This window comes from Streptomyces sp. NBC_00670, from assembly GCF_036226765.1.
Classification (GTDB): domain Bacteria; phylum Actinomycetota; class Actinomycetes; order Streptomycetales; family Streptomycetaceae; genus Streptomyces.
This window is the reverse complement of sequence record NZ_CP109017.1, coordinates 6,306,278-6,332,068: the sequence shown is the minus strand read 5'-3', so window position 1 is coordinate 6,332,068 and position 25,791 is coordinate 6,306,278. Positions and strand designations below refer to the sequence as shown.

Genomic DNA, 25,791 nt, shown 5'->3' with positions numbered 1-25,791 from the left:
ATCGACACAGCCCCGCGCCCCTTGAAAGCCGGGGGGTGCCCCCAGGTTTTCAGGGGCGCGGGGAACTGCGCGACCAGCCCCCACCGGCCGTCAGCCGACAACGAACCCCACCCCCCAGCCCTCCGCAGGGGCACACCACGCTTTCATAACGTCAACAATATTGTCAGCCATGGCCATTGACCATGGCCCACCCGCACCTCTAACTTCCCGGGCAGCACCACTGCGCACCACCGTCGGATCACCGTCGCCGCACAGAGGAGCCAGCCCATGCGTCGCCTGCTCGCCGCGCTCGCGGTCGGAGCGTTCGTGGCCGCCACGTCGGCCTGCGGATCGTCGGACGGTTCCTCGGGGACGTCGTCCGCGTCCTCCGGCACCACCACCACGGTCAAGGTCGGGATCATCCCCATCCTCGATGTCGCCCCGCTCTACCTGGGGCAGCAACAGGGCATCTACAAGAAGCACGGCCTGAAGCTGGAGATGACCCCCGCCCAGGGCGGCGCGGCCATCGTGCCCGCCGTGGTCAGCGGCCAACTCCAGTTCGGCTTCAGCAACATGGCCTCGCTGATGCTCGCCCAGACCAACAACGTGCCCGTCAAGGCGGTCGTCGAGGGCGTCAACTCCACCGGCGTGGACGGCAAGGACTTCGGCGCGACCGTCGTCAAGAAGGGCAGCCCCCTCTCGTCCGCCAAGGACCTGGAGGGCAAGAAGGTCGCCGTCAACACGCTGAAGAACATCAACGACACCACCGTGCGCGAGTCGGTGCGCGAGGCCGGCGGCGACCCGTCGAAGGTGAAGCTCGTGGAGCTGGCCTTCGACCAGATGCCGGCCGCGCTCGACAAGGGCCAGGTCGACGCCGCGTTCGCGGTGGAGCCCGCGCTCACCACCATCAAGGAGCAGGGCGGCACCGAGATCGCCTCGTCGTACGTGGACGTGGCGAAGGACCTCACCGTGGCGATGTACTTCACCTCGCAGAGCTACGAGCAGAAGAACCCGGAGACGGTGAAGAAGTTCCGGGAGGCGACCGAGGAGTCCCTCAAGTACGCCGACGGACACCCGGACGAGGTCCGCAAGGTGCTCACCACGTACACCAAGATCCCCTCCACCCTGCTGTCGAAGCTGACGCTGCCGAGCTGGCCCGCCCAGGCCAACCGCGCCTCCATCGAGAAGCTCATGAAGCTCGGACAGCAGGACGGTCTGTACGCGTCCGAGCCCGACCTGGACAAGCTCCTGCCGTGAGCGGCCGGAACCGCGCACACCGCGGAACCTCCGAGAACACCCTCCTCGGCCTCACCGGCCTCCTCGCCTTCCTCGCCCTCGGCGAGGCGGTGCCCCGGCTCGGCCTGGTCAAGGAGGACTACTTCCCGCCCACCAGCCGTATCGCCGACGCCCTCGGCCACGAGCTCGCCGACGGCGCCTTCTGGACCGCCCTCGGCGACACCCTCACCGGCTGGGCGCTCGGCCTGGCGCTCGCGGTGGGCGCCGGCGTCGCGGCCGGGGTGCTCGTCTCCGTCGTGCCGTATCTGCGCGAGGTCACCGCCTCGACGATCGAGTTCCTGCGCCCCATCCCCTCCGTCGCCCTGATCCCCCTCGCCGTCCTCCTCTACGGCACCGAACTGCGCTCGGTCCTGCTGCTGGTGGTGTACGCCTCCTTCTGGCAGGTGCTCATCCAGGTGCTGTACGGCATCCAGGACGTCGACCCGGTGGCCGAGGAGACCGCCCGCGCCTACGACCTCGGCACCTGGGCCCGGATCCGCCACGTGCTGTGGCCGACCGCGCTGCCGTACGTCATGACCGGGGTCCGGCTGGCCGCCGCGGTCGCGCTGATCCTCGCCATCACCGCCGAACTCGTCATCGGGGCACCGGGGCTGGGCTCCCGCATCGCGGTGGCGCAGACCTCGCAGGCCGTGCCCGAGATGTACGCGCTCGTCGTCGTCACCGGGCTGCTCGGACTGCTGATCAACGTGGGCGCACGCGCGGTGGAGCGGCGTGCGCTGGCCTGGCACCAGTCGGTGCGCGGGGAGGTGGCGGTGTGAAACGGGTCCTGCTCGGGGTGGTGTACGCGGGCGCGCTGCCCGTCCTGCTGGTCGTCGGCTGGTGGCTGGCCTCCGACGGCTCCACCAACGTCTACTGGCCGCCGCTGCGCACGATCCTCGAGGCGTTCCCCGACGTGTGGACCGGCGACCGGCTGCGCGCCGACGTGCTGCCCAGCGTGTGGCGGCTGCTCGCCGGGTACGCGGCCGCCGCCGTCGTGGGTGTGGCGCTCGGCACGGTGATCGGCTCCCACCGGCGGGTGCGCGCGGTGTGCGAGCCGGTCCTGGAGTTCCTGCGGGCGGTGCCGCCGCCCGTCCTGGTACCGGTCATCATGCTGTTCGCGGGCATCGGCGACGGCATGAAGATCACCGTCATCGCGAGCGGCTGCGTCTGGCCGGTGCTGCTCAACACCGTCGAGGGCGTCCGCGCCGTGGACCCGGTGATGGCGGAGACGGCCCGCAGCTACGGCATCACCGGCACCGCCCGGCTGCGCACGGTGGTGCTGCGCGCGGCGAGCCCGGGGATCGTCGCCGGGCTGCGGCAGGCGCTGTCGATCGGCATCATCCTCATGGTCATCAGCGAGATGTTCGCGGCCGACAGCGGACTGGGCTTCACCATCGTGCAGTTCCAGCGCGGGTTCGCGATCCCCGGCATGTGGACCGGGATCCTGCTGCTCGGGCTGCTGGGGTTCGTGCTGTCGGTCCTGTTCCAGCTGGTCGAGCGGCGGGTGCTCGGCTGGTACCACGGGCTGCGCGCGGCCGGCCGGCGGTCCTCGTGAATCCTCCAGTCATGCGAAAGGGCAGTGCATGCTCGACGTACGCGGATTGAGAAAGGTCTACGAGGGCTCCGGGCGCCGGGTGGAGGCGGTCCGGGACCTCACGTTCACGGTCGCGGCGGGCGAACTGGTCTGCGTGGTGGGCCCGTCGGGCTGCGGCAAGACCACACTGCTGAAGTGCGTCGCCGGACTGCTCACCCCGACCGGCGGCGAGGTGCTCCTGGACGGGCGCCGGGTGACCGGTCCGCCGCCCGGCATGGCGGTGGTGTTCCAGGAGTACGGGCGCAGTCTCTTCCCCTGGATGCGGGTCGGCGAGAACGTCGAACTGCCCTTGAAGCAGAAGGGGTTGGCGAAGTCCCGGCGGCGGGAGCTGGTGGCCGACGCGCTGGCGTCGGTGGGGCTCGCGGACGCGGCGGGCGCCTACCCCTGGCAGCTCTCCGGCGGGATGCAGCAGCGGGTGGCGATCGCCCGCGCGCTGGCGTACGAGCCGGACGTGCTGCTGATGGACGAGCCGTTCGCGGCGGTGGACGCGCAGACCCGGGCCGATCTGGAGGACCTGGTCCGGGGGCTGTGGCGGGAGCGGCGCATCACCATCGTGTTCGTCACCCACGACATCGACGAGGCGGTCTACCTCGGCGAGCGGGTGGTGGTCCTGTCCGCCTCCCCCACCGTCGTGCGGGAGGAGCTGCGGGTGGACCTGCCCGAGGAGCGGGACCAGGTCCACACACGGGTCGCCCCGCGCTTCGCGGATCTGCGTACACATGTGTACGAGCAGATCCAGGCGGCGAAGCGCGGGACGGCCGTGCCGGGGCCGGGCCCGGCGGTGGGGTCCCCGGCGGGTCAGGAACCGCCGGGCGACCGGGCACCGGCCCTCGTCAAGGAGGATCTCCCGGATCCCCCGGGTCCCGCGGCGGCTACTGCAGATACGCCTCCACCTCGCTGAACTGGGCCGCCGGCCAGCCGGTGTTGGCGGTCACGTTCAGCTTCAGATAGCGCAGGTCGGCGTTGCTCGGCAGGGTGACGGTGGCCGTGTTGCCGGAGGCCGGGTCGAAGCGGTAGTCCTTCGACGCGACGACCGTGGAGTACCCGGAGCCGTCGGTGCTGCCGAGCACGGACAGGGTTTCGGTGCGGGCGCCCCACGCGGAGGACGGCGGCAGCTTCAGCACGAGCCGCCGTACGGCCTGCGCGGACCCCAGGTCGACGGTGAGCGCCTGCGGGAAGGCGTTGTTCGTCGACTCCCAGTAGCTGTTCGCGTCGCCGTCGACCGCCTTGCCCGGGGTGTAGACGTCCTGGGAGCCGGTGGCCGAGGCCGGGCGGCCCTTGGCGAGGTTGCGGCCGGGGTCGGGGTCGGGGTTGCCCTGGCCGGGCTGGGGCCAGGTGGAGCAGTCCGACCAGGTGCTGTCCCAGCCGGAGTTCCCGCCGCCGTCGGTGAGCGTGAACGTGCCCGAGTTGGCCGGGTAGGGGCAGTTGTAGATGCCGGCCGCGCCCACGCTGGTGGCGGTCACGTTCTTGAAGGTGGCCGCGCCCTGCGCCTCCGCCTGGACGACGACCGTGCCGGTGTTCTTCACCGTGGCGCCGGAGACGTTGACGTTCTTGACCGGGTAGCCGGTGCCACCGCCGGAGACGAATTCGAAGGCGCTGTACGGGCTGTCGGTGATCGTGGTGTTGGTGATGTTGACCGTGGCGTTGATCTGGCTGTCGTAGGAGTCGACGCGCAGCGCGCCCATCGGGTGCTTCCAGTTGGGGTTCATCGCCCCGGCGCGGACGAGCGTGTTGCCGTCGACCGTGATCGTTCCGGCGAGCGGGCTGAACGGGTCGAGGAACTTCTGGTTGGAGATGGCGATGCCGCTGCCGAGGGCGTTGGTGTCGGAGATCAGGTTGTTCTTCACCGTGATGTCGGTGCCGCCGTAGATGGCGATGCCGTTGGCGAGGTTGGGCTGCGAGATGGTGTTGTTCTCGAAGGCGCTGCCCGTGTCCGGTGAGTAGAGCGACCACATGGCGAGCGAGTCGTCGCCCTGGTTGCGCAGGAAGTTGTCGCGGACGTGGACGTTCTTGGCGCTGCCGTTGAGGTTGAGGCCGTCGGCGGTGGTGTCGAGGATGCGGTTGTTCTCGACGACGAGGTTGTCGTTGGTGCCGGTGAGCCAGAAGCCGCACTTGAGGTGCTGGAGCCACATCCCGGAGACGGAGGAGTTCGCGCCGAGGGAGCCGTTGACGAAGTTGTCCGGGCTGCCGTCGTTGCGCTCGGTGACCTCGCCGATCACCGCGAAGTCCTTGAGGTGGACGTTGCCCGCGCTGCTCTGCTGGTTGATGAAGCTGGAGCTGTGCACCACGGAGTGCCAGCTGCCGGCGCCCTGGAGGGTGACGTTCTGCACGTTCTGGAGCGAGGAGGACACCTTGTAGTCGCCCGGCGGTATCCACACCACCCCGCCCTGGGCGGCGGAGATGGCGTCGCGGAAGGCCTGGGTGGAGTCGCCCTGGCCGCTGGGGTCGGCGCCCTTGTCGGTGACGGAGACCGCCCCGGACGGCTTGCCGGCGGCGTCGGCGACCTGCTCGAAGTCGGCGACGTCGACGGTGACCTGCACGTTGGTGGCCTGGAAGGCGATCTTGTCGCCCGTCTGGACGTCGCGGCCGAGCAGCATCCGGGCGTTGTCGAAGAAGTGGTGGGTCTTGGAGCCGGTGATCCAGCTCGTGTCGACGTAGGAGTATTTCGAGGTGACGGGGAGCGTCTTGTCGAGCTTGGTGCCGTTGACGTACACGTCGAGGCTGCCGGACTGGCCGTCGGGCACGTTGTAGGAGACGTTCACGGCGTTGGCGGCGCGCGGCACGGTGAACTCCACGCGCTGGCCGGAGCTGAGGCGTACCGCCTGCCGTCCGGAGGCCTCGGAGGCGAGCGTGCCCTGGGTGTAGTCGGGGCCGATCTTGGCACCGGTGCTGCTCGCCGACTCGGCCTCGACGGAGGTGAACGGCAGGGTGGCCCCGGCGGCCGCGTGGGCGGCGGGTGCGCCGAGGGTGACGAGCATGCCGGCCGCGAGGGCCACGGCGGTGCCGACGGCGGAGAGCCGGCCGGCGGCTCTCACGGTGGTGCGGTGGTGCGTGGTGCCGTGTGACATGGTGCTGATCCCTTCGAGTGGGGGTGCGGGGATAGCGGGTCGCGCGGTCGTGGCCGTCAGTCGCGGAGCCAGACCGCGGTGTCCTGCGGCAGCCGCCCGTCGTCGGTCAACGGGCCGCTGGAGAGCAGGGGTTGGGCGGGGGTGGGGAGTGCGACGGGGTCCTCGCCGAGGTTCACCACGCAGCGGACGCCGTCGGCGCGGGTGAAGGCGAGGACTCCCTCCGGGGCGGGCAGCCAGGTGAGCGGCCCGTCGCCGAAGACGGGGCGGAGGCGGATCGCCTCGCGGTAGAGGGTGAGCATCGAGTGCGGGTCGGCGGCCTGCCGGTCGGCGGCGTACGCGGCCCAGTCGGCGGGCTGCGGCAGCCACGGCTCCTCGCGGGAGCCGAAACCGGCGTACGGCGCGCCGGCCGTCCAGGGCAGCGGGACCCGGCAGCCGTCGCGGCCGGGGTCGGTGCCGCCGGAGCGGGCGTGCATCGGGTCCTGGATGCGCTCGCGGGGGATGTCGGCCTCGGGCAGGCCCAGTTCCTCGCCCTGGTAGACGTAGACCGAGCCGGGCAGGGCGAGGGTCAGCAGGGCGGCGGCGCGGGCGCGGCGGGTGCCCAGCGCGAGGTCGGTGGGGGTGCCGAAGGCCTTGGTGGCGAACTCGAAGCCGGTGTCGGCGCGGCCGTAGCGGGTGACCGTACGGGTCACGTCGTGGTTGCAGAGCACCCAGGTGGCGGGGGCGCCGACGGGGGCGTGCTCGGCGAGGGTGTCGTCGATGGAGGCGCGCAGCCGGGCGGGGTCCCAGGGGCAGGAGAGGAAGGAGAAGTTGAAGGCGGTGTGCAGTTCGTCGGGGCGCAGATAGCGGGCGAAGCGCTCGGCGTCGGGGAGCCAGACCTCGCCGACGAAGACGCCGTCGTACTCGTCGGCGACGCGGCGCCAGGAGCGGTAGACGTCGTGGAGCTCGTCGCGGTCGACGTACGGGTGCGGGTCGCGCCCGGCGGTGAAGTCGGGCAGCGCGGGGTCCTTGACCAGGAGGGCGGCGGAGTCGATCCGCACCCCGGCGACGCCTCGCTCGAACCAGAACCGCAGCACGTCCTCGTGCTCCTGGCGGACGGCCGGGTGGGCCCAGTTGAGGTCGGGCTGCTCGGGGGCGAACAGGTGCAGGTACCAGTCGCCGTCGTCGAGCCGGCTCCAGGCGGGGCCGCCGAACTCCGACTGCCAGTCGTTGGGCGGGAGTTCGCCGTGGTCGCCGCGGCCGGTGCGGAAGTGGAACAGCTCGCGCTCGGGGCCGCCCTCCAGGGCCTTGCGGAACCAGGGGTGCTGGTCGGAGACATGGTTGGGGACGATGTCGACGATCGTGCGGATGCCCAGTTCGCGGGCCTCGGCGATCAGTTTCTCGGCCTCGGCGAGGGTGCCGAAGGCGGGGTCGATGGTGCGGTAGTCGGCGACGTCGTAGCCGCCGTCCTTCATCGGGGAGAGGTACCAGGGGCTGAACCACAGGGCGTCGACGCCGAGTTCGGCGAGGTGGGAGAGCCGGGCGCGGACGCCCGCGAGGTCGCCGGTGCCGTCCCCGTCGCCGTCGGCGAAGCTGCGGACGTACACCTGGTAGATGACGGCGGAGCGCCACCAGTCGGTCCCTTTTCGGGCAGGGGTGGGCTGTCCCACGGTGCGTGCCTTTCTGTTCGGTGGGGGTGGCGGGCGGGGCCGTCGCCGCGGAGACGGCCGTCAGCCCTTGGTGCTGCCCGCGCTGATGCCGGCGATGATGTGCCGCTGGAAGACGAGGAACAGGGCGACCATCGGGATGCTGGCGATCACCATGGCGGCGATGAGCACGGTGAGCTGGATGTTCTGCGACAGCTGCACCAGGGCGACGCTGATGGGCTGTTTGTCGGTGTCGGAGAACACCATCAGCGGCCACAGGAAGTCCTGCCAGACGGCGACCAGGGCGAAGATCGACACCACGCCGAGCACGGGCCGTGACATGGGCAGCACGACGGACCACAGGGTGCGCAGCTTGCCGGCGCCGTCGATCTCGGCGGCCTCCAGCACGTCCTTGGGGAGCTGGTCGAAGAACCGCTTGAGCAGGTAGAGGTTGAAGGCGTTGGCGACGGCGGGCAGCCAGATGCCGAGCGGGTCGTTGAGCAGACTGGTGTGCAGGAACGGCAGGTCGGCGACGGTGAGGTACTTCGGCACGACGAGTGCCTGCGTCGGCACCATCAGGGTGGCGAGGATGCCGCCGAGGATCACCTTGCCGAAGACGGGCCTCAGCCGGGACAGGGCGTAGGCGGCGGCGGTGCAGAACACCAGCTGGAAGGCCCAGGCGCCGGCGGCCTGGACAACGGTGTTCCACAGGTGCTGCGGGAGCTGCATCAGGTCCCAGGCGTCGGTGTAGCCGCTGAGGTGCCAGTGCTCGGGGACCAGGGTGGGCGGGGTGCGGGCGACCTCGTCCGGGGACTTCATCGCGCCGGTGACCATCCAGTACACGGGGAAGAGGAAGGCGAGCGCGAACAGCAGGACGACGGCGGTGAAGACGCCCCAGTAGATCGCCTTGCCGCGCGGGCGGGCCAGCGCGGCCGGGGAGACGAGGGTACGGGTGCCGTTGCTCATGCGTCCTCCCCGTCGGTGCGGGTGAGCCGGAGGTAGAGGGCGGAGAAGAGGCCGAGGAGCACGAGCAGCATGACGCTGAGCGCGCAGGCGCCGCCGAAGTCGTTGTAGAGGAAGGCGTACTTGTAGATGAGGTAGAGCACGGTGACGGTGGAGTTCTCCGGGCCGCCGCCGGTGATGACGAACGGTTCGGTGAAGACCTGCATGGTGGCGATGATCTGCAGCAGCATCAGCATGAGGATCACGAACCGGGTCTGCGGGATCGTGACGTGCCGTATCCGCTGGAGCAGACTGGCGCCGTCCAGTTCGGCGGCCTCGTAGAGCTCGCCGGGGATGGACTGCAGGGCCGCCAGGTAGATGAGGACGGTGCCGCCCATGTTGGCCCAGGTGGCGACGAGGACGAGGGAGACGAGTGCGGTGTCGGCACCGTTGGACCAGTTGGACGTGGGCAGGTGCAGGAACCGCAGCGCCTCGTTGGCGAGGCCGGAACCGGGGTCGTAGAACCACTTCCACAGCAGGGCGCTGACCACCGGCGGGATCATCACCGGCAGGTAGACGGCGACCCGGAAGAACGCCTTGGCGTGCCGGAGTTCGTTGAGGACCAGGGCGAGGACGAACGGGACGGCGAAGCCGATGAGCAGGGCGAGCCCGGTGAAGGTGAGCGTGTTGCGCCAGGCGTCGCCGAACTCGGGGTCGTGCAGGACGCGGGTGAAGTTGTCGGTGCCGACCCACTCCGGGGCGGAGCCGGGGGTGTACTTCTGGAAGGCGATCACGACCGCGCGGATCGCCGGGTACCAGGAGAACAGGGCGAAGCAGAGCAGTCCGCCGAGGAGGAAGGCGTAGGCGCGGGCCTGGTCGCCGAGGCGGCGCCGCCGGCCGGCCCCCGACGCCGGGGAGGGCGTCCTCGCGGGGGCCGGGCGGGCGGCGGGTGCCTCGACGGGAGGGCGGGAGGCCGTCTTGGTCATCGGTGCTCAGCTCCGGGCGAGGATGCTGTCGATCTTCCCGGAGGCCTCCTTGAGGAGTGAGTCGATGTCGGCGTCCTTCTTGGTGAGGACGGCGGAGACGACGCCGTCGAGGACGGAGTAGAGCTGCTGGGCGTGCGGCGGCTCGATCTTCATCTGAAGGCTCTGGTTGCCGTCCAGGAAGCTCTGGTAGTTCTCCACGGGCACGTTGGCGTTGGCCTTCTTGACCTGCTGGTCCTTGGCGTCGGCGGCGCCGGTGAACAGGCGCGGCTCGGGCAGTCCGACGGGGCCGCCGTTCTTCTTGGCGCGGGCGTAGTCGCCGAGGAAGCCCTTGCCGGGGGTGAGGAACATGTGGTCGAGCCACTTGAGGCCGGCGCGGATCTGGGCGGGGCTGTCCTTCTTGTTGAACATGTAGCCGTCGCCGCCGATGAGGGTGCCCTTGCCGCCGGGCATGGGGGCGAGCGCGAGGTCCTTGTAGTTGCCGCCCTTCTCCTTGACCAGGATCGGGATGTTGTCGGGGGCGGCGAGGTACATGCCGAGCTTGCCGGAACCCATCATCTGCTGGGCGTCGTTGATGACGAGGAGCTGCTTGCTGCCCATGGAGTCGTCGTTCCACCGCATGTCGTGCAGGTTCTGCAGGACGGCGTGGCCCTCGGGGGTGTCGACGGTGGCCTTCTTGCCGTCGGCGCTGACGACGTTGCCGCCCTGGGAGTACAGCTCGGCGGTGAAGTGCCAGCCGCCCTGGTTCTGGGCGCTGTAGTCGGCGTAGCCGACGGTGCCGTTGCCGAGGGCGGCGATCTTCTTGGCGTCGGCGCGCACCTCTTCCCAGGTGGCCGGGGGCTTGTCGGGGGCGAGTCCGGCCTTCTCGAACAGCTTCCGGTTGTAGATGAGGCCCATCGAGTAGCCGGTGCGCGGGATGCCGTAGACCTTGCCGTCGACGGTGTAGATGTCCTTGAGCTGCTTCTGCAGCGTGGAGTAGCTCTTCAACTCCTTGACGTACGGGGTGAGATCGGCGGCCTGGTTGATGTCGACGACGTGCCGCGCGTCGGTGAAGTACGTGTAGAACACGTCCTCCATCTGGCCGCCGGCGAGCTTGGCGTCGAAGGTCTTGGGGTCCTGGCAGGGGAAGGCGTCGTGGGCGACGACGTCGATGTCCGGGTTCTGCTTCTCGAAGGACGCGATGTCCTCCTCGAAGAACTTCCGGTCGACCTTGGCGCTCTTGGGCGGCATGCAGTTGACGGTGATGCGGGTCTTGCCGCCCGCCGCGTCGTCGTCGCTGCCGCCGCAGGCGGTGACGGCGAGGGAGGCGAGGGAACAGACGCCGATCGCGACGAAGGTACGGCGGAACCCGGTGCGTGTCATCGGTGGACCCCTTTGGGCAGGAGCGTGGAAAGGCCCACGGGGGTACGGCGACCGCGCTTGGCCGATGCGTGACCGCGCATGGTCCGTACCACCCGTGACTGGCGACGCACACTCAAGCACCGGGAGGGAGGTTGCGCAATAGATCGCGCGAACTTTGCAATTATTCGACAGCAGAGCGGATCTTGTCGGCTGCCGAGTGAATCGTTTCGACGTGAGTCAGGCGCGGGGTGCCTGCGCGGTCGAGCCCCGGACCACCAGCTCCGGCTCGAACAGCAGCTCGTCGGCGGGTACGGAGCTGCCGGCGATCTGCGCGTTGAGCAGTTCGACGGCGGCCTTGCCCATGGCGTCGATGGGCTGGCGGACGGTGGTCAGCGGGGGCTCGGTGCAGTTCATCAGCGCGGAGTCGTCGTAGCCGACGACGGAGATCTCGCCGGGGACGTCGAGCCCGCGGCGGCGGGCGGCGCGGATGACGCCGAGGGCGAGCGGGTCGGAGGCGCAGATGAACCCGGTGACGCCGCGGTCGATGAGCTTGGCCGCGGCCGCGTGGCCGCCCTCGATGGAGAAGATGGCGCGGCCGACGGCGTCGTCGGGCAGCGCGTCGCCCGCCACCGCGCGGGCGGCGGCGAGCTTGCGCGCGGAGGGCATGTGGTCGGCGGGGCCGAGCACCAGGCCGATCCGCTCGTGCCCGAGGGAGGCCAGGTGGCGCCAGGCCTGCTCGACGGCAACGGCGTCGTCGCAGGAGACGGCGGGGAAGCCGAGGCGGGCGATGGCGGCGTTCACCAGGACGACGGGGATGTTGCGCTCGGCGAGCTGGCGGTAGTGGTCGTGCGGGGCGTCGGCCTGGGCGTACAGGCCGCCGGCGAACACGACGCCGGACACTTGCTGTTGCAGGAGGAGGGTGACGTAGTCGGCCTCGGAGACGCCGCCCTTGGTCTGCGTGCACAGCACGGGGGTGAGCCCGTGCTGTGCGAGCGCGCCGCCGATCACCTCGGCGAAGGCCGGGAAGATCGGGTTCTGCAGCTCGGGCAGGACGAGGCCGACGAGGCGGGCGCGTTCGCCCCTGAGCTGGGTCGGGCGCTCGTACCCGAGGACGTCGAGCGCGGACAGAACGGACTGCCGGGTGGCCTCGGAGACCCCCGGCTTCCCGTTCAACACGCGACTGACGGTGGCTTCGCTGACCCCGACCTTTTTCGCGACCTCGGCGAGACGACGTGTCATGCCGCAAGGATAACGCAAGCCGCGCAAACGGCTTGCGTTGTTGTTGCGTTGCGGTGCGTGGGGGGGGTGGGGGTTCGTGTGGGCGGGCGAGTGCGGGTGGGTGAGTGGCTTGTGTCGCGCAGTTCCCCGCGCCCCTGGGGGTGGGGTGGTGAGCTTGCGTCGTCGGGTGCGAGTGGCTCGTGGCTGGTCGCGTCCACGCGGCGGAGCCGCACATCGGTACGGTCCCGCGCCCCTGGGGCCCCTGGGGCCTGGGGCACAGGAGGGACCTCGCCAGTGCACTCCCGACCAACCCCGGCCAACTCAGGGGCGCGGGGAACTGCGCGAGCGACCACATCGCATCTGCACCCGACCACGTACAGGCACCCCCAGTCCATAAGGCGCCCGGGGCCCGACCCCGGGACCCCGGCGCCGTCGGCGACCTGAACGTCGACGGAGCCGGGGTCCAGCTCTTGGCGGGAAGGGAGCCGGAGGGCGTCAGCCCTCCACGGCCGGCACCACCCGCAGGCGCGCCCCCGCCCTCGCCGCCTCCCGCAACACCAACGTCAACCGCACATACCCCACCTCACGCAGAGTCCGAGGCGTCTCCCCCACCACCCGGCACACCCCGCCCCACCGGGGGTCGGGGTGGTGCAACGGCCGCACCGCCCCGTCCGGCTCCCCCGCATCCGCCCCCACCGCCCGCAGCCAGTGCGGCACCCCGTGCCGATAGGCGACGTCCATGATCGGGTCCTGCGCGATCTCGCGCCGGATCGCCTGCAACCCCCGGTCGTGCCCGTGCCGCTCCACCGCCGACGCGAAGTCGGCGAGCATCGGCAGCGCCCAGCTCGACTCGTGCTCCCCGAGCACCCGCGCCGCGTCCGGATGGAACAGCACGAACCGCAGCAGGTTGTCGCCCGGCATGGCCGTGGGATGCGGCCCGACCCCCGCGAACAGCTCCTCGTACGCGGAGTTGGCGAGCACGACGTCCCACCGGTGGTCGTGGACGACCGACGGGAAGGGCGTGGACTCGAGCAGCGCCGCGTAGTCCCGCAGATACGCGCGCACCTCGGGACGTCCGGGCACGGACCGCGGTACCGACCGCTGTCCCCCTGCCTGCTGCACCATCGGGTGGTCACCCCTCTTGCCCTGGGTCCCGCACTCTCCGGCCGGTCCCGCTCACCCGCCGTCACGCGGAGCCCCGATACTCGGGGCCACCGCCGACGCGTGTCAACTATCGTGGCATTCCCGCGCCGGGGACGGCTGAATCTCGCCACAGTTGTGGCGAGACCTGGATGCGAGTTCGAAGGAGCCGTTACTCTCCGGGTGGTTCGGGACACACGACACGGGTCGTCCCTGTTCATACCCGCCCTTCCTGAGAGCGCGCTGAGGAAACGGCCTGAGAGACATGGGAGTTGGGTCGGTGACGGATGGCTACGAGGTTCCGGACGCCGCGGCGACGGGGCTGCTGACGGCCGTCGTCTCCCGGGTCACCGCCCTCGCCGACCGGCTCGGCGTACCGCACGCCGAGGTGTTCGACACCGGCCGCCTTTCAGCGGCGTCGGGCGTACCGGATCCCGTGGTGAAGGCGCTGCTCGCCGGGCGTCCGGCGGGCGAACCGGACCTCCAGGCCCGCTTCCTGCAACGGCTCGGACTGTTGCGCCGGACCCGGCTGAAACCGAACGGCCGCAAGTACACCCAGCAGGAGATCGCCGACGGCGCGGGCATGTCGCGCCAGCAGGCCGGCGCGCTCATCAACGGCGACCGCCGCCCCACGATGGAGCACTGCGACGCCATCCAGCGCTTCTTCCGCGTGCACGCCGGCTTCCTGACCGCCGACGACCCGGACGCGCTCGCCACCGCACTCCAGCACATCGAACAGGACCTGCTCCAGCAACTCGCGGACCGCGGGGGCACGGCGGGCCGCCCGGAGGGGCCGGACCGCGAGCGTACGGGCCAGGAACGCGCCGTGCGCGAGGACGGGACCGCCGCGCACGCGGACGCGCCACCCGCCCCCGACGATCCACTGGAACGGCTGCTGCAGGACCACGGCGTGCGCGGCATCGCCTGGCGGGCCGCGCAGTTGCCCACCGACCAGCACCGCGACAAGGTCGCGGAGTGGCTGGACATGCTCCTGGAGAGCGTCAAACGGCCCGAGTCCTGAGCCGGGAGGGGGAAGACCGACCATGGGCATTGGCAGGGACATGCGCCGTCTGTGCGGCGCACTCGTCGCGGAACTCACGCTCCCGGCACCGGCGGACCCGTCCGCCCTGTACGCGGCGCTGTGCTCCGGCATGAGCCGGCGGCGCGGCCGGCCCGTCCAGTTCCGTACCGCCGTCTTCCCGCCCGGGACGGCCAGCGGGCTCTGGCTGGACATGGCCGAGCAGGACCTCGTCGTCGTCGAGGAACGCACCGCCCCCGACCACCAGTTGGTGATCCTGGGCCACGAACTGTGGCACATGAGCGCCGGGCACCACGGCCACCACGTGGAGGGCGCCGCCGTCGCCGCGCGCTTACTGAGCGACACCGCCGATCTCCAGGCCACCGTCCACTCGGTGGCCGCCCGCACCCGGTTCGACCTCGCGCACGAGAAGGACGCCGAGAGCTTCGGCCTGCTCCTCGCCAGCAAGTGCCGTACCTGGCTGGCGGGTTCCTCGATGCGCGGTCCCGTGCGCCGCGACGACCTGGCCGGGCGCATCGAGGCGTCGCTCGGCTACCGCGGACCGCAGGGCTAGAGGGGACTGGCGCACCGACACGATGGACGGCTCCGGCTACTACCTCCCCTCCGCCGCGATGGCGGTGGCGCTCACCGTCAAGGCGCCCGCGTTGCGGCGCGCGTGGCGCGATCCGCTGCTGCGCTCGGTGTGCGTACTGCTCGCGCTGGCGGGCCTGGTCTTCTGCTTCGCCGCGCCGCCGACGATCGCGCAGGTCAACGAGTGGACCGGCATCGTCAACTTCTCGGCGCCGCTGGTGTACTGCCTGCTGAGCGCCTTCAGCGCGTCCTGTCTCGTGCTGGTGGTCAACTGGCGCGGCGGACCGCCCGCCCGGACCCGTCTGATCAACCGGTGGATCACCGCCGGGTACGGCGTGGTGATCGTCGCCCTCGTCGTGCTGTTCGTGCTCGGCAGCGCGCCGGTGGAGCGGCTGCGGGACTTCGACACGTACTACGCGCGCACGCCGTACCTCCGCGAGCTGATCGTGCTCTACCTCGTGGCGCTGACGGTGGCGGGCGTCGCGATGAACGTCATGTGCGGGCGCTGGGCGCTGCAGGTGCGGGGCTGGCTGCGGGCCGGGCTGCTGATCATCGTCGTCGGCTATCTGTTCAACCTGGCCTACCTGGCCACCAAGTTCACGGCGGTGATCGCCCGCTGGCGCGGGGCCGACCTGGACTATCTGAGCAGTGACTGGGCGCCGGTGCTGGCCTCCGCGGGGGCGCAGATCAGCGCGGTCGGGTTCTGCATCCCGCTGGCCTGCCGGCGGGCCGGGGACAGCTGGCAGACCTGGGCCACCTACCGTCGGCTCGGCCCGCTCTGGCGCGAACTGCGGCCGGTGGCCGCGCAGTCGCACCGGGGCGTGCGGATCGCCTGGTGGTCACCGGCCGAACTGCGGGTGACCCAGCGGGAGTCCGACATCCACGACGGCATGCTCGGCCTGTACCCGTACTTCGACGCCGGACTGCGCCGGCGCGCCCGGGACGCGGCGCTGGCCGCGGGGTCCGACCCCGAGCAGGCGCGGGCCGAGGCCGACGCGGCGATGGTGGCGGCGGCCGTACGGGCCCGGGCCGCCGACCCGGAGGGCAGGCTGATCGACGCGGCCGGCGCCCACGACGACGCCCGCCGCGCCACCGCCGAAGCGGCCCCGTCCGCCCCCTCCGCCTCCGACGACGGTCCCCGGGACCTCGTGCGGATGTCCCTCGCCCTGCGTCAGTCACCCGTCGTCGCGGCCGTCCGGGGACGGACCGCCACCAGGTCAGGAAGCGATCTCCATGAGTGAACCCGTCGGCACCGCCAGCGGTGCCGCACCCCGTCGTGCCGTCGTGATCGGCGGGGGCATGGCCGGCATGCTCGCCGCCGCCGCGCTGAGCGCGTACGCCGAGGTCACCGTCGTCGAGCGCGACGCGCTGCCCGAGGGCCCCGAGCCGCGCAAGGGGCTGCCGCAGGCCCGGCACGTGCACGTGATCTGGTCCGGGGGCGCCCGGGCGATGGAGGAGCTGCTGCCGGGGGTGACCGACGCGTGGCTGGCCGGCGGGGCACGGCGGATCCCGCTGCCGACGGGGCTGGTGTCGATGCAGCCGCGCGGCTGGTTCCGGCGGTGGCCGGAGATGCAGTTCATGATCGCGTGCAGCCGGGACCTGCTGGACTGGGTGGTGCGCGAACGGGTGGTCAAGGACCCGCGGGTCACCGTGGTGCAGCGGGCCGAACTGCTGTCCCTGGAGGGTGACGCCGGGCGGGTGACGGGCGTACGGGTACGGGCGACCGACGGCGAGGAGCGGGTGCTCTCCGCCGACCTCGTCGTCGACGCGGCCGGGCGCGGCTCCCGGGCGCAGCGGTGGCTGGGCGAACTGGGCGTGGCGGACGCGCCGATGGAGGAGGTCGACTCCGGGCTCGCCTACTCCAGCCGGCTCTACCGGGCGCCCGCGGGCACGGAGGAGTTCCCGCTGGTCAATGTGCAGTCGGACGCGACGGTGCCGGTGCCGGGGCGGACCACGACCATCGAGCCCGTGGAGGGCGGGCGCTGGCTGGTGACGCTGTCGGGCACGCGGGGCGGCGAACCGCCCGCCTCCGCCGAGGAGTTCGAGACGTTCGCGCGGGAGAGCGTGCGGCATCCGGTGGTGGGCGAGCTGATCGCGCACGCGGAGCCGCTGTCGGAGCCGGTGCTGACGCGCAGCACGGTCAACCGGCGGCGCTACTACGAGAAGGTGAAGGGCTGGCCGGAGGGGTTCGTCGCGATCGGCGACTGTGTCGCCACGTACAACCCCGTGTACGGGCACGGGCTGTCGGTCGCGGCGCAGGGCGTGCTCGCGCTGCGCGACGAGGTGGCCCGCGCGGGACTTTCCGCGGCGGGCCTTTCACGGCGGGTGCAGCGGGCGGTGGCGCGGCCGGTGGCGACGGCGTGGTCGCTGGCGACGAGCACGGACATCCACTATCCGGGGGCGATAGGCAAGGCGCCGGGGTTGGGCAACCGGGTGCTGGGGGCGTACGTCAACCGGTTGATGCTGACGGCGACGGGGCGGCCGTTGGTGGCGCGGGCGTTCTTCGACGTGGTGACGCTCTCGAAGCCGGTGACCGAGCTGGTGCGCCCGGCGGTCCTCATCGCGGTCCTGCGCGGCCCGCGCCGCGAGCGCCTCGCGGAGCCGCCGTTGACTGAGGCGGAGTGGGGGGCGGTGCGGGGCGGGTGACCGGCTGGGGGATGGGTGGCGGTGCGGCCGGTTTTCCCGCCCCCGCCGCCCCTTCCCGTCCCACCCCGGGGGGGGCAAGCCCCCGGACCCCCAGAAGATGCGCAGTTCCCCGCGCCCCTGTCGACGGACATGCGCCCCCGAGCCGTCAGGCGCCCACCGTCACCGCCGTCGCCAGCAGGCCCCGTCCCACGGTCCACCGGCCGTCGAACGCCCGCACGACGCGGCCGTCGACGAGCGGCCCGTCGACCAGCAGCGACGCCCGGAAGCCGCCGGACGTCGCGGAACCGGCGGCGGGGCGGATCTCCACGTCCGCCTCGAGGAAGTCCAGCCATCGCCCGGTCAGCGGGAACCACGCCTTGTAGACCGATTCCTTCGCGCTGAACAGCAGCCGGTCCCAGTGGACCGCCGGGTGTGCCGCCGACAGCGCGCGCACCCGCTCCCGCTCGCCGGGCGCGGCCACCGCGTCGAGCACGCCCTCGGGCAGCGCCTCGTGCGGCTCGGCGTCGATGCCGAGCGAGGCCAGGTCGCCGGCGCGGACGAGGGCCGCCGCGCAGTAGCCCGTGCAGTGGGTCATGCTGCCGAGCAGCCCCTCGGGCCAGCCCGGCGCCCCGCGCGTACCGGGCAGCACCGGCGCCGGCGCCACGCCGAGCTTCTCCATCGCGCGCCGCGCACAGACCCGTACCGCCGTGAACTCGCGCCGCCGCTTGGCGACCGCGCGGGCGACGACGGCCCGCTCCTCGGGATACAGCGGCGCGTCGTCGACGGCCGCCTCGGCGCCGTAGGCCTCCACGGCGACGACGGACCCCGGAAGCAGCTCCTCGATCACCGGTTCTCCCCTCCGCACGCGGCACGGCCGACGGCAACGACGGTAGCCCATGCGTGGCACTGCTCCGGAGGCCCTATGATCGCCCCAACACCTCCCACGGACGCGTCGAAAACGTACGTCGCCGCGGTGTGCCTCCTACTCCCTCCGGCCGGGCTCGGCCTGCTGTGCCGTGCCCGCGCGACCCCGAAAGGCGGCCTGCATGGTTTCTCCCGTACGCGTCTGGCTCAACCGCACGTACGCGGAGAACGTGTTCTTCATCGATCAGCTCCGACGAAATCCCGACGGCCGTGCCGTCGAGGTCCATGCCACGCACGGCGACGCCGACTCCCCCGTGCTGGCCGCCGCCGACACGGCCGAGCTGGAACCGGAGGGTCTGTCCCCGGCCGCGTACGTCGAGTACGCGCTCGCCCAGTGCCGCCGTCGGGGCATCGACGTGTTCGTGCCCCGGCTGCACCAGGAGGCGGTCGTCGCCCACCGCGCGGAGTTCACGGCCGCCGGTACGGCGCTGCTGGCGCCGTCCGCCGAGGCGGTCGCGGTGTTCGGGGACAAGGTGACGGCGTACGAGGCCGCGCGCTCGGTGGGGCTGCCCGTGCCGCCGTGGTTCCGGGTGCGCGACGAGGGTGAACTCCTGCACGCCGTGGAGGAGTTGGAGTCCGCCAGGCACACCGCGTGCTTCAAGCCGGCGGACGGCGCGGGCGGTGTCGGGTTCCGGGTGGTCACCCGGAACCGGTTCTCGCTGGCGCAGCTCGCCGGTTTCCCGAGCCCGCAGGTGCCGCTGGACCTCGTCGTCCGGGCGGTCCGGGAGGCCGGGGAGCCGGTGAACTGGCTGGTCATGCCCCGCCTTGGGCAGCCGGAGGTGTCCGTGGACTGTCTCACCGGGTCCGACAACCGTGTCCGCATGGCGATCGGCCGGACGAAGAACGGCCGCCGGCGCGGGTTCACGCTGCACGAGCGCTGGATCACCCCGGCGGTGCGGCTCGCGGAGACGTTCGGGCTGCACCATCTGTCGAACATCCAGTTCCGTATGTTCGAGGACCCCGGGCACCCCGAGGGCGTCCGTCCCGTCCTGCTCGACGTCAACACCCGCCCCGCGGGCGGGCTGCACCAGCTGTCGCTGTGCGGCGTGAACGCGCCCTGGGCCGCCGTCCGGCTCGCCCTCGGCGACGATCCGGGCCGGGTCGTACCGCCGTGCGTCGGGGACGACTACGCGGTGGTCTCCGGGCCCCGCCCGGTGCGGGCGGTCGGGGTGCCGAAGCCCCGGGAGGCGGCCGCGGGTTCCGCGCGGGCCGCGGCCACTCCCCTGCCTCTGTAGCCGCCCCGCCCGCGCACACATTCCCAGCCGGTCCGGACCAATTGCCGTCGTCCCCCTTGACGCCGCAATTGGTCCATACCAAATTGATGAGCGCACCCTTCCGCAGCACCTTGCTCGCACCGTCCCGCTGCGTCCGGCACCACTGCGTCCCGCACCACCCGGCACTCCCGAATTCCCCATTCCCCACAGGGAGATCGCGTGCGCACTCCTCGCTCATCGTCAGCCTCGTCAGGTTTCCTGGGGCGCTCCAGACGCGCCCTCGTCGCCGTGCTCGGCTCCGCCGCGCTGGCCCTCGCCGGGGCCCTCGCGGTACCCGGCACGGCCCACGCGGCCAACGTCCTGTCCAACCCCGGCTTCGAGTCGGGCTCCCTCTCCCCCTGGTCCTGTTCCGGCAACCTCGGCTCGGTCGTCTCCTCCCCGGTGCACGGCGGCTCCAAGGCCCTCGCGGGCGCGGTCACCTCCAGTGACAACGCCCAGTGCACCCAGACCGTTTCCGTCCAGCCCAACACCGCCTACACGCTGAGCGGTTGGGTCCGGGGCTCGTACGTCTACCTCGGCGTCGACGGCGGCGCCTCCACGTGGACCTCCTCGCCCTCCACGTACAGCCAGCTGAAGGTGCCGTTCACCACCGGCGCCTCCCAGACCAGCGTGAAGCTGTACGTCCACGGCTGGTACGCCCAGGGCACCTACTACGCCGACGACATCGCGCTCGACGGCCCGGGCGGCGGCAACAGCTCCGACACCCAGGCGCCCAGCGCGCCGACGAACCTGACGTCGACCGGCAAGACGTCCTCCAGCGTCTCGCTGTCCTGGTCGGCGGCCTCGGACAACGTGGGCGTCACCGGCTACGACGTCTACAGCGGCGGCAACCAGGTGCTCAGCGTCTCCGGCACCAGCGCCACCGTCGGCGGGCTGTCGGCGAGCACCGCCTACACGTTCACCGTCAAGGCGCGGGACGCGGCCGGGAACACCTCGGCGGCCTCCAACTCCGTGAGCGTCACCACCAGCGCGGGCAGTGGCAGCGGCACCGGCTTCAAGCAGGCGGCGCCCTACCTCTACCTCGGCTGGGGCGACCCGCCGAGCGCGACCTCGGTGATGAGCGCGACCGGCATCAAGTGGTACACGATGGCGTTCATGCTCGACTCGGGCGGCTGCAACCCCGCCTGGGACGGCAGCCGGGCGCTGACCGGCGGCGTCGACCAGAGCACCATCAACCAGATCCGCTCGGCCGGCGGCGACATCGTGCCCTCGTTCGGCGGCTGGCAGGGCAGCAAGCTCGGCGCCAACTGCTCCTCCGCGGGCGCGCTCGCCGGGGCGCTGCAGAAGGTGATCGACGCCTACTCGCTCAAGGCGATCGACATGGACATCGAGAACACGGACGAGTTCGAGAACGAGGCCGTCCAGGCGCGGATCCTCACCGCGCTGAAGACGGTCAAGGCGAACAACCCGGGCCTCAAGACCATCGTCACCTTCGGCACCTCGACGACCGGGCCGACCTACTACGGCAACCGGCTCATCGAGCAGGCCAAGTCGCTCGACGCCGGAATCGACGTCTTCACCATCATGCCGTTCGACTTCGGCGGCGGCTCCGACATGTACGGCAACACGGTGAACGCCGCCGAGGGCCTGAAGGCCAAGCTGAAGTCGACCTTCGGGTGGGACGACGCCACCGCCTACTCCCACATCGGCATCTCCGGCATGAACGGCCTCTCCGACCAGCAGGAGAACACCACCCCGGCGATCTGGACGTCGATCCGGGACTGGGCCAACTCGCACCACATCGCGCGGCTGGCGTACTGGGCGGTCAACCGCGACCGGCCGTGCGCGGGCGGCGGCGTGGTGAGCAACTGCTCCGGGATCTCCCAGAGCGACTGGCAGTTCACCTCGATCACGGCCGGTTTCACGGGCTGAGACCCGCGCTCCGGCGTCCGGCTCAGCGTGGGGGTACCCGCTCCGGGTACCCCCACTTCCGTGCCAACTCCCTCAGCCTGGGCGGCAGTTCGGCCTCCGGGTCGGCGGGACGGGCCCGCTGGACGCGACCGGACTTCAGGGTGCCGCTCCAGTCGCCGAGCTGCGGGCGGAAGGTGCCGTGGTCCTTGCTGCCGTAGTCGAGCATGCCGGGCTCCCACGGCACATCGAGATACCCGCACAGCGCCCGGGTGGCCCGTTCGGGGTCGGCGGTGAGCTCCTCGTACGTCAGCACGTGCGGGTCGAGGTGCTGCCGGGCCTCCTCCAGTTTCTCGGCGTACTCCAGCACCTCGGCGCGGATCGCGGCGTGGTCGGGGTCGGTGCGGCGGCTGGTGAGCGAGGTGACGACCGCGCCGGGCTCGCGCAGCAGCAGGATGTACCGGGCGTCGGGCCAGCACCGGCGCAGCCGGGGCCAGATGAGGGTGTTGGCCGGGGTCTTGTCGACGATGACGTCCTTGCCGCTGCGGGCGAGTTCGAGGTGCAGCACCCGGTCCCAGAGGACGTGCTCCAGCTCCGCGCGGTCCAGTTCCAGCGCCTTCATGGCCTCGGCGGTGAAGTCCCGGGACAGACGCACGTGCAGGGTGCGCAGATGCATCTCGTGCGGGGCGCGGATCCGGCTGTGGCTGTTGAGCAGGACCCGCAGCAGGGTCGAACCGGAGCGGACCGAGGAGAGCACGAAGACCGGCGAGGACACCAGCCGCGGGGCGCACGGCGCGGTGTACGCGGCGGTCTCCGGGGTGCGCGGGCCGGGTACGGCGTCCAGGGTGCGGCGCGGCGGGCTCACGGCCTGCATCACCAGTCTGCCGCGCCGCCTCAGTCCCTTGCCGATCACTGTGAGCCGGGGGTCCCGCACGGTGCCGCTCCCTTCCCTCGCGCGCCTTCGTCTGCTGCTCCGCATTGCAGGGGCGGCGGGCGAAGGGAAGGTGACGCGGAGGCGAAGCGCGGGGGCCGCGGCGGCCGGCGCACCGGTGGTGACCTGCGCACTTACCGCTCTCTTAATGTTTCATGGGAACGCGCGTCCGGCGGGCTACCGCAGATAGGCCAGGCCCGGGTGGACGGCGGTGTACCCCTCCACCAGCCTGCGGGCGACGTCGACCGAGTCGACGAGCGGGTGCAGGGCGAACGCCTTCACCGCGGTCGTACGGGACCCGGACGCGGCCGCCGACAGCACCTCGCGCTCGACCGCCTTCACCGCGCACACCAGTGCCGTGGCGTGGCCGGGCAGCGGGTCGACGGCGACCGGGTGCGCGCCGTTCGCGTCGACCAGGCAGGGCACCTCGATGACGGCGTCGGCGTCCAGGGCGGCGAGGGTGGTGCCGTTGCGGACGTTGAGGATGAGGGTGGCGCGTTCGTCGCGGGCGATGGCCCGCATCAGGGCGAGGGCGACGTTCTCGTAGCCGCCGGAGAGGTCCTCGGCGGCGCGCTCGCCGGCGCCGGCGGTCTCCCGGTTCTCCGCCATGTAGGTGGCCTCGCGTTCGGCGCGGGTGCGGTCCCACAGGTCGAGGGCGGGGATGTCCGGGCGGGCGGCGCGGGCGTAGAAGTCGGCCTGCTGGTCGAGGAGGAAGGCGCCGCGGGTCTTCTCCACCTCCTGGTAGGCGCGGACGGTCTCGCGGTTGAAGTAGTAGTAGTGCAGGTATTCGTTGGGGATCGCGCCGAGGGAGCGCAGCCAGTCGGGGCCGAAGAGCCTGCCCTCCTCGAAGGAGCCGAGCAGGGCGGGGTCGGCGAGCAGGCGCGGGAGTTCGTCGCGGCCGTCGACGTGGAGGCCGCGGACCCAGCCGAGGTGGTTGAGGCCGACGTAGTCGATCCACGCGGTGGCGGGGTCGGCGCCGAGGGTACGGGCGATGCGGCGGCCGAGGCCGACGGGGGAGTCGCAGATGCCGAGGACACGGTCGCCGAGGTGGTGGGACATGGCCTCGGTGACGAGGCCCGCGGGGTTGGTGAAGTTGATGACCCAGGCGTCGGGGGCGAGGCGGGCGATGCGGCGGGCGAGGTCGGTGGCGACGGGGACGGTGCGCAGGCCGTAGGCGATGCCGCCGGCGCCGACGGTCTCCTGGCCGAGGACGCCCTCGGCGAGCGCGACGCGCTCGTCGTTCGCGCGGCCTTCGAGGCCGCCGACGCGGATGGCGGAGAACACGAAGTCCGCGCCGCGGAGGGCTTCGTCGAGGTCGGTGGTGGAGGTGACGGTGAGGCGGGTGTGCTCTGGGTGCTGGGTGGCCTGGTCGGCCAGGACGCGGGTGATGGCGGTGAGGCGGGTGGGGTCGAGGTCGTGGAGGGTGAGGTGGGTGATGCGGTGGGGGTTTTCGGTGTCGGCGAGGAGGGCGGCGTGGACGAGGGGCACGCGGAATCCGCCCCCGCCGAGGAGGGTGAGCTTCATGAAGCCTTCCGGTTCGTACGGGTTGGGCTCCCCTCATTTTCCTCGCCCCCGCCGCCCTTACCCTTCCCATCCTTGACAAGGGGCTCCGCCCCTTGGACCCCGGGGGAGCTCGGGTGGGTGGGGTTGGGTGGGGAGTGCGGGTGGGTGGGGGGCTGGTCGCGCAGTTCCCCGCGCCCCTGAAGGGCGCGGGGCCGCGCACCCGGCCACGTACCCCAAGCCCTCTCCCCCTCCCCCTCCTCCGGCCGTCCGGCCTTCCTGCGGCATGCTGTGGGGGCCGCCCGCGTCGTCCCAGCCCGCGCCGAAGGAACCGTCATCGTCGAACAGCCACCCCGCTCCGCCCCCGACCGGCTTCTCTCCGTGCTCGCCGCGTTCGATCACGCGCATCCCGCCCTCTCCCTCTCCGAGATCGCCCGCCGCGCGGCGCTCCCGCTCACCACCACCCACCGTCTCGTCGGCGCGCTCACCGCGTGGGGCGCGCTGGAGCGGGACGGGGCCGGCGTGTACCACGTCGGCCTGCGGCTCTGGGAGGTCGCCGCGCTCGCCCCGCGCGGCCTCGCGCTGCGGCAGGTCGCGCTCCCGTACCTCGAGGACCTCTACGAGGCCACGCACGAGAACGTGCAGCTGGCCGTCCGCGACGGCGGCGAGGTCGTGTACATCGAGTGGCTGTCCGGCCGCAGCGCCGTGGGCGTGCACATCCGTGTCGGCGCCCGCTGGCCCCTGCACGCCACCGGCGTGGGGCTCGCCCTGCTGGCCCACAGCGACCAGTCCGTGCAGGAGGAGTACTGCGCCGGCCCGCTCGCCGCGTTCACCCCGCACACGGTCACCGACCCGGCCCAACTGCGCCGCCGGCTCGCCGAGGTGCGCCGCGCGGGCGTGGCGGTGAGCAGCCGCCAGATCACCGACGACGCGGTCTCGGTGGCGGCACCGGTCCGCGGCCCGGACGGCCGGGTGACGGCGGCGGTGTCGCTCGTCGTCCCCCTCGACGACGTCCACCTCCCGGCGCTCACCCCGACCGTACGCCTGGCCGCCCGCGGCATCAGCCGCGCCCTGGGGTGGCGCCCGGCAACGCCCTGAGCGACACGGAAGCCGCACGGCGCGGGGGGAGTGCGCCGTGCGGCTTCCGACCGTGAAGAGGGGGGAATCGGCGGCCGGGTTCCACGGACGCGGATCTTCTTCGACGACGGGCCTGCGGCGCACACGAGCCGCGCACCCCCCTCACGGCCGGGCCGTCCACCGGCTCGCGACCCGCTCCCACTCGCACCCCCACGCCGCGATCCGCCGCCGCCGCACCGCCCACGCGGCAGCCATGTACGCCAGCCGTCCCAGCACCAGCACCCCGGCTCCCGCGAGAATCCCGGACCCGATGGCCCGGCTGCGGATCTGCTCCGCCGTGAGCGGCGGCTCGGCGAGCGCGCCCGCCGCGTCCGTCCACACCCGTACCCGGTCCCCCGCCGTGAGCCCGGGCGCCACCTCGGCGGTGGCGGTGCGGACCGTCCCGTCGGCCGTGGTGTACCGCACCTTTGCCGGGTAGCGGCTCTCCTGCTCCTCCTCCGACCCGGGCTCCGGGTGCCGGGGCACGTCCTGGACCAGTACGGCGGTGGTGTGCCGCCCGGCGTCGACCTGCGCGCGGGCGCTGTGCGTCGCCCGGTCGTACACGGCGGTGCCGACGGCGTACCCGGTCAGCGGCGTGGCCGCGGCGACCACCGCGCCCAGCAGCAGTCCGGCCCAGGCAAGGAGCAGGTCCCCGGGCCGGCGCAGCGGGCCGGGGCGCCAGCGCCACCAGCGGTCGGCGGAAACGGCCGGCGGCGGTTCGGCACGCGGAACGAGGTCGGGCATGTCGCCTCCTTCGTACGACATCGGACAGGACGGACGGGACGGACGGGGCGGCCGGCCC

Annotated in this window: 22 protein-coding genes; 11 read left to right on the top strand and 11 right to left on the bottom strand. The window is 72.1% G+C overall.

The window, feature by feature from the left end; translation table 11 throughout:
- Positions 1 to 267: 267 nt before the first annotated feature.
- From OIE12_RS27900 to OIE12_RS27885, 4 genes are read left to right on the top strand one after another with little or no spacing between them, the layout of a single operon-like run.
- On the top strand, positions 268 to 1,236 hold the full coding sequence (locus OIE12_RS27900; RefSeq protein WP_329139964.1) for an ABC transporter substrate-binding protein: 969 nt from the start codon (positions 268 to 270) through the stop codon (positions 1,234 to 1,236).
- Positions 1,233 to 2,033: an ABC transporter permease gene (locus OIE12_RS27895; protein WP_443053937.1), complete on the top strand. Its 801-nt coding sequence runs from the start codon at positions 1,233 to 1,235 to the stop codon at positions 2,031 to 2,033. The genes OIE12_RS27900 and OIE12_RS27895 overlap by 4 nt, the downstream gene beginning before the upstream one ends.
- Positions 2,030 to 2,809 carry an ABC transporter permease gene (locus OIE12_RS27890; RefSeq protein WP_329139962.1) on the top strand — a complete coding sequence of 260 codons (780 nt, stop codon included), beginning with the start codon at positions 2,030 to 2,032 and terminating at the stop codon, positions 2,807 to 2,809. The genes OIE12_RS27895 and OIE12_RS27890 overlap by 4 nt, the downstream gene beginning before the upstream one ends.
- Positions 2,810 to 2,837: 28 nt before the next feature.
- Positions 2,838 to 3,749 carry an ABC transporter ATP-binding protein gene (locus OIE12_RS27885; protein WP_329139961.1) on the top strand — a complete coding sequence of 304 codons (912 nt, stop codon included), beginning with the start codon at positions 2,838 to 2,840 and terminating at the stop codon, positions 3,747 to 3,749.
- Here the strand turns inward: OIE12_RS27885 and OIE12_RS27880 are convergent.
- The 7 genes from OIE12_RS27880 to OIE12_RS27850 form a co-directional block, all read right to left on the bottom strand.
- On the bottom strand, positions 3,721 to 5,916 hold the full coding sequence (locus tag OIE12_RS27880; RefSeq protein WP_329139959.1) for a discoidin domain-containing protein: 2,196 nt from the start codon (positions 5,914 to 5,916) through the stop codon (positions 3,721 to 3,723). The genes OIE12_RS27885 and OIE12_RS27880 overlap by 29 nt on opposite strands.
- A gap of 56 nt (positions 5,917 to 5,972) precedes the next feature.
- Positions 5,973 to 7,562, bottom strand: a complete 1,590-nt coding sequence (locus OIE12_RS27875; protein WP_329139957.1) for a glycoside hydrolase family 13 protein — start codon at positions 7,560 to 7,562, stop codon at positions 5,973 to 5,975.
- Between the two features lie 60 nt (positions 7,563 to 7,622).
- Positions 7,623 to 8,504 carry a carbohydrate ABC transporter permease gene (locus OIE12_RS27870; RefSeq protein WP_329139955.1) on the bottom strand — a complete coding sequence of 294 codons (882 nt, stop codon included), beginning with the start codon at positions 8,502 to 8,504 and terminating at the stop codon, positions 7,623 to 7,625.
- Complete coding sequence (locus OIE12_RS27865) at positions 8,501 to 9,466, bottom strand: carbohydrate ABC transporter permease (RefSeq protein ID WP_329139954.1); 966 nt, start codon at positions 9,464 to 9,466, stop codon at positions 8,501 to 8,503. Before OIE12_RS27865 ends, OIE12_RS27870 begins: the two co-directional genes overlap by 4 nt.
- Positions 9,467 to 9,472: 6 nt before the next feature.
- Complete coding sequence (locus tag OIE12_RS27860; RefSeq protein WP_329139952.1) at positions 9,473 to 10,825, bottom strand: ABC transporter substrate-binding protein; 1,353 nt, start codon at positions 10,823 to 10,825, stop codon at positions 9,473 to 9,475.
- Positions 10,826 to 11,041: 216 nt separating this feature from the next.
- Positions 11,042 to 12,043, bottom strand: coding sequence for a LacI family DNA-binding transcriptional regulator (locus OIE12_RS27855; protein WP_329139950.1), 1,002 nt, complete (start codon positions 12,041 to 12,043; stop codon positions 11,042 to 11,044).
- 474 nt (positions 12,044 to 12,517) lie between these two features.
- The gene (locus OIE12_RS27850) at positions 12,518 to 13,147 is read right to left on the bottom strand and encodes an MmyB family transcriptional regulator (RefSeq protein ID WP_329139948.1); all 630 of its coding nucleotides are present in this window, start codon (positions 13,145 to 13,147) and stop codon (positions 12,518 to 12,520) included.
- Between the two features lie 295 nt (positions 13,148 to 13,442).
- Here OIE12_RS27850 and OIE12_RS27845 point away from each other — a divergent pair, with 295 nt between their 5' ends.
- The 4 genes from OIE12_RS27845 to OIE12_RS27830 are packed head-to-tail and all read left to right on the top strand — an operon-like array spanning position 13,443 to position 17,417.
- Positions 13,443 to 14,183, top strand: a complete 741-nt coding sequence (locus tag OIE12_RS27845) for a helix-turn-helix domain-containing protein (protein WP_329139946.1) — start codon at positions 13,443 to 13,445, stop codon at positions 14,181 to 14,183.
- Positions 14,184 to 14,205: 22 nt separating this feature from the next.
- Positions 14,206 to 14,754 carry a toxin-antitoxin system, toxin component gene (locus tag OIE12_RS27840; RefSeq protein ID WP_329139944.1) on the top strand — a complete coding sequence of 183 codons (549 nt, stop codon included), beginning with the start codon at positions 14,206 to 14,208 and terminating at the stop codon, positions 14,752 to 14,754.
- A 22-nt stretch (positions 14,755 to 14,776) separates the two neighbouring features.
- Positions 14,777 to 16,012, top strand: coding sequence for an MAB_1171c family putative transporter (locus OIE12_RS27835; protein WP_329139942.1), 1,236 nt, complete (start codon positions 14,777 to 14,779; stop codon positions 16,010 to 16,012).
- Positions 16,005 to 17,417 (top strand): NAD(P)/FAD-dependent oxidoreductase, encoded by a 1,413-nt coding sequence (locus OIE12_RS27830; protein WP_329139941.1) that lies wholly within the window; start codon positions 16,005 to 16,007, stop codon positions 17,415 to 17,417. Before OIE12_RS27835 ends, OIE12_RS27830 begins: the two co-directional genes overlap by 8 nt.
- Positions 17,418 to 17,562: 145 nt before the next feature.
- On the opposite strand, the gene OIE12_RS27825 is transcribed toward OIE12_RS27830, so the two are convergent.
- Positions 17,563 to 18,243: a 4'-phosphopantetheinyl transferase family protein gene (locus tag OIE12_RS27825; protein WP_329139939.1), complete on the bottom strand. Its 681-nt coding sequence runs from the start codon at positions 18,241 to 18,243 to the stop codon at positions 17,563 to 17,565.
- A 199-nt stretch (positions 18,244 to 18,442) separates the two neighbouring features.
- On the opposite strand from OIE12_RS27825, the gene OIE12_RS27820 reads away from it, so the two are divergent.
- Together OIE12_RS27820 and OIE12_RS27815 are read left to right on the top strand one after the other, a co-directional pair.
- Positions 18,443 to 19,555, top strand: coding sequence for an ATP-grasp domain-containing protein (locus OIE12_RS27820; protein ID WP_329139936.1), 1,113 nt, complete (start codon positions 18,443 to 18,445; stop codon positions 19,553 to 19,555).
- A gap of 237 nt (positions 19,556 to 19,792) precedes the next feature.
- Complete coding sequence (locus tag OIE12_RS27815; RefSeq protein WP_329142274.1) at positions 19,793 to 21,466, top strand: carbohydrate binding domain-containing protein; 1,674 nt, start codon at positions 19,793 to 19,795, stop codon at positions 21,464 to 21,466.
- A gap of 22 nt (positions 21,467 to 21,488) precedes the next feature.
- On the opposite strand, the gene OIE12_RS27810 is transcribed toward OIE12_RS27815, so the two are convergent.
- Together OIE12_RS27810 and OIE12_RS27805 are read right to left on the bottom strand one after the other, a co-directional pair.
- Complete coding sequence (locus OIE12_RS27810; RefSeq protein WP_329139934.1) at positions 21,489 to 22,376, bottom strand: sulfotransferase family protein; 888 nt, start codon at positions 22,374 to 22,376, stop codon at positions 21,489 to 21,491.
- Between the two features lie 174 nt (positions 22,377 to 22,550).
- The gene (locus OIE12_RS27805) at positions 22,551 to 23,897 is read right to left on the bottom strand and encodes a 6-phospho-beta-glucosidase (protein WP_329139932.1); all 1,347 of its coding nucleotides are present in this window, start codon (positions 23,895 to 23,897) and stop codon (positions 22,551 to 22,553) included.
- A 312-nt stretch (positions 23,898 to 24,209) separates the two neighbouring features.
- On the opposite strand from OIE12_RS27805, the gene OIE12_RS27800 reads away from it, so the two are divergent.
- The gene (locus tag OIE12_RS27800) at positions 24,210 to 24,971 is read left to right on the top strand and encodes an IclR family transcriptional regulator (protein ID WP_329142272.1); all 762 of its coding nucleotides are present in this window, start codon (positions 24,210 to 24,212) and stop codon (positions 24,969 to 24,971) included.
- 141 nt (positions 24,972 to 25,112) lie between these two features.
- On the opposite strand, the gene OIE12_RS27795 is transcribed toward OIE12_RS27800, so the two are convergent.
- Complete coding sequence (locus tag OIE12_RS27795; RefSeq protein ID WP_329139930.1) at positions 25,113 to 25,733, bottom strand: Rv1733c family protein; 621 nt, start codon at positions 25,731 to 25,733, stop codon at positions 25,113 to 25,115.
- Positions 25,734 to 25,791: the final 58 nt, after the last annotated feature.